Source organism: Streptomyces niveiscabiei (assembly GCF_001419795.1).
Classification (GTDB): domain Bacteria; phylum Actinomycetota; class Actinomycetes; order Streptomycetales; family Streptomycetaceae; genus Streptomyces; species Streptomyces niveiscabiei.
In genome coordinates this window covers 1-2,913 of the sequence record NZ_LIRL01001066.1, presented here as the reverse complement: position 1 = coordinate 2,913, position 2,913 = coordinate 1, and the positions used below count along the sequence as shown (strand labels likewise).

The 2,913-nt window shown below is 71.9% G+C and carries 4 protein-coding genes; all 4 read right to left on the bottom strand.

All coding sequences use genetic code 11. The features are described from left to right. Positions 1-1,392: copper resistance protein CopC (locus tag AOK24_RS39830; RefSeq protein WP_055724797.1), on the bottom strand; the 1,392-nt coding region annotated here is incomplete at its 3' end. 65 nt (positions 1,393-1,457) lie between these two features. Further along, complete coding sequence (locus tag AOK24_RS39825) at positions 1,458-1,925, bottom strand: cupin domain-containing protein (RefSeq protein ID WP_055724796.1); 468 nt, start codon at positions 1,923-1,925, stop codon at positions 1,458-1,460. Then, positions 1,922-2,497: a GNAT family N-acetyltransferase gene (locus AOK24_RS39820; RefSeq protein WP_055724795.1), complete on the bottom strand. Its 576-nt coding sequence runs from the start codon at positions 2,495-2,497 to the stop codon at positions 1,922-1,924. The genes AOK24_RS39825 and AOK24_RS39820 overlap by 4 nt, the downstream gene beginning before the upstream one ends. After that, complete coding sequence (locus AOK24_RS46930) at positions 2,497-2,745, bottom strand: penicillin acylase family protein (protein WP_420876726.1); 249 nt, start codon at positions 2,743-2,745, stop codon at positions 2,497-2,499. The genes AOK24_RS39820 and AOK24_RS46930 overlap by 1 nt, the downstream gene beginning before the upstream one ends. Positions 2,746-2,913: the final 168 nt, after the last annotated feature.

The following is a 2,913-nucleotide window of genomic DNA, read 5'->3' as shown; positions in this document are numbered from 1 at the left end:
CCCCGTACCCGCGACCTCCGTGTCCGCCTCGATCAGCCCGACGCCGCCGCCGGAACTCCCGGACCCCCCGGACCCCACCGTCTCCACCACCCGCTCCCGCACCGCAGAACTCACCGCACTGCTCAACTCGCTTCCCCTCGTCTCGCTGTCGCTCTCGGCCGACTTCAACCGCCTCACGACCCCGCGTGACCACGCCCCGACCGCCAGCAGCACCACCACGGCCGCCAGCTTCGCGAGCAGGATCCGTCCGTAGGAGGACTCGGTCAGCGCGGTGAGCGAGCCGAGACCCCGCCAGGACTGGTAGACACCCGTGGCCACGAGGACGACCACACAGGTCGCGGCGGTACGGGAGAAGGCAATGATCACCCGCGCGGGCACCGGAACAGAACTCCGGTTCAGCACGGAGAACAGGGAGGTGAGACCCCCCAACCATACGGCCATGGACAGGAGATGGAGCACCGTGGAGGTCATCGCGAGCGGCACCTGGATGCCCGCGGAGGCGTGCTCGGCGGCGGCCCAGGTCAGGGCGAGGCCGAGGATGGTGACGGCGCCCGCCGCGAGCGTGGCCTTCCTGGACCACCACTTCTGCCACATGAGCAGCGCGAGGACGGCGAGGAGCAGCAGCCTGGCCAGCAGCGCGAGGCCGGGACGGGAGGTCGCGGTCCGGGACAGCGAGGACGGGTCGAGGAGTTCGGTGACCGCGGCGCCGGTCTCGTAGGGCCCGCGCAGGAAGAAGAGGAAGACGGTCGCCCCGGCGAGCGTCCAGCCCCCCACCCGCAGCGGACGGCGCAGCGCGCGCGTGTCCGGCGGGCGGCAGACGGCGATGAAGACGGCCGTGCCGATGAGCAGCGCGGCGGCGACGTACGCGGCGTAACGGGTCAGTATGTAGAGGCTGTTGGTGGTCGGGTTCTCCTCCGGGCCCGCCGAGAGCGGCGCGAGCGTCGGGGACGGCTTGCCGATGGAGAAGGTGAAGGCGCCGGACACGGGGTGGCTGTCGGCGGAGACGACGCGCCAGGCGACGGTGAACGTGCCCGTCCCCGCGTCGTCCGGCATCGTGACGCGCACCGCGTCCGAACGGCCCGGCACATGGCTCGCCCTGCCGGTCTTCACCCGCTTGTTCTCGGGGTTGAGGACCCGGATCGAGTCGTCGAGCAGGCCCACGGACTCGGTGAATCTGAGGGTGACCTCGCCGGGGACGGTCTGGACGACGCTCCCGTCGGCCGGGTCGGTGCCGGCCAGCGCCGCGTGCGCCGACGCCGTACCCGCGCCGCCGAACAGCAGCAGGACCAGCATCGTGCCGAGCAGCACCGCCCCGCGCCGCACCGCAGCCCGCTGTTTCTCACGCACGTCGTTCAACTCCGCCTCCGTACCGGCCGCGCCCCCTGGGTCCATACCTCCCTTTACGTACGGCTCCGGCCCCATCGGCGCTCACCTCTTGCCCCACCGGCAATCCCCCCTTACCTCCGGCACAACCCCGCAATACGCTCCGCTTGAGAGGGGTAACGCTCCGTGAGCAACCCGAGTTCCCCGTGCTCGTACTCCTCATAGGTGAATCCCGGCGCCATCGTGCACCCGAAGAACGTCCACCCGCCGACCGGCCGCGCGCCCATCCACGTGCGCGCGGGCACGGTGAGCTGGACGGCCTGCCCGCCGAGGAGGTCGGGCCCCAGGACCTCCGTACGCGTCGAGCCGTCCTCGGCGAGGAGCAGCATCTCCAGGGGCGCGCCGAGGTAGTGGTGCCAGGTCTCGTCGTGGGGGAGGCGGTGGAGGGCGGAGTAGTCGTCTTCCTGGAGGAGGACGACGATGGCGGTGCCGGAGGGGCGGCCGTCCGGGGTCGGCGGGCCGGTCCAGGTGCGGTGGAAGAGGCCGCCCTCGCGGGGGATCGGTTGCAGGGAGTAGTGGGAGATCAGCTCGTCCGGAGTCACCCGGGGAACGCTACCTCCCGGGTCAGGAACGCCAGTTGGGCCTTCTTCTCCGGCAAGTGGACGTCCGGGAGATCGACTTCGGGCAGCGTGACGACCGGGCCCGGCGTGAAGCCCTGGCGGAGGAAGCGGGCGACGGCCTTCTCGTTGCGCGGGTCGGGGTCGACGACGACCCGCCGGTACCCGAGCGTCCGGAAGACGTACGCCGCGTACGCCCCCAACAGGGCCCCCGACCAACCAGGTTGACGTTCGCCGGGTGCCAGCAGGACGTGTACGCCCGCGTCCCCCGCCGCCACGTCGTAGCACGCGCCCACCCGGTCCGCCGCCGGGTCGTACAGCTGGAGGAGCGCCACCGGGACGCCCTCCAGCTCGGCCAGGAAGGCGTGGTGGGTGTCGAGGGTCGCCATGTGGGTGTAGAGCTCGGTGACTTGGGGTTCGGTGAGGCCGTTCATGCCCCAGAACTCGGCGCGTTCGGCCGTGACCCAGGGGTGGATCGTGCGGGCGTCCGCCACGGGGTCGAGGGGGCGGATGCGGACGGTGCCGAAGCCGGGGACGGGCTGTTCATGGACGTACATCAGCGCTGCTCCTTGTGCAGACGGGTCCAGTCGGTGACCACGGGGGCCAGATCTCCCTTGAGCCACAAGGGGAGTTGGGCGCCGTGCGGGACGATCCACCGGCTGCGGCTCCGGTCGGCGAGGTCCCACACGTACCGCGCCACCGGCCCCCGCGCGGCGCGGTCGGTGACGCCGGGGATCGCGGAGGTGCACAGGACGCAGTCGTGGTCGCCGGAGAGCGGGGGCGGTTCGTACGTGTCGTCGGGCAGCGCGCGCCAGGGGGTGAGGCGGTGGNNGTGGCCACGGTCTCCAGGGCGTCCCGTACGACGGTGTCGCGGTCGATTCCGTACAACTCCTCGGCGCGCAGCAGGTGTTCGAGGGCGAAGCCGATCCGGGGTACGAGGGCGAGCCAGGGGAGGAGGACGTCGGGGTAGGCG

Bases quoted from the DNA above. Each gene is read 5' to 3' on its own strand.
- AOK24_RS39820 (WP_055724795.1), bottom strand. From the start codon at position 2,497: ATGTACGTCCATGAACAGCCCGTCCCCGGCTTCGGCACCGTCCGCATC.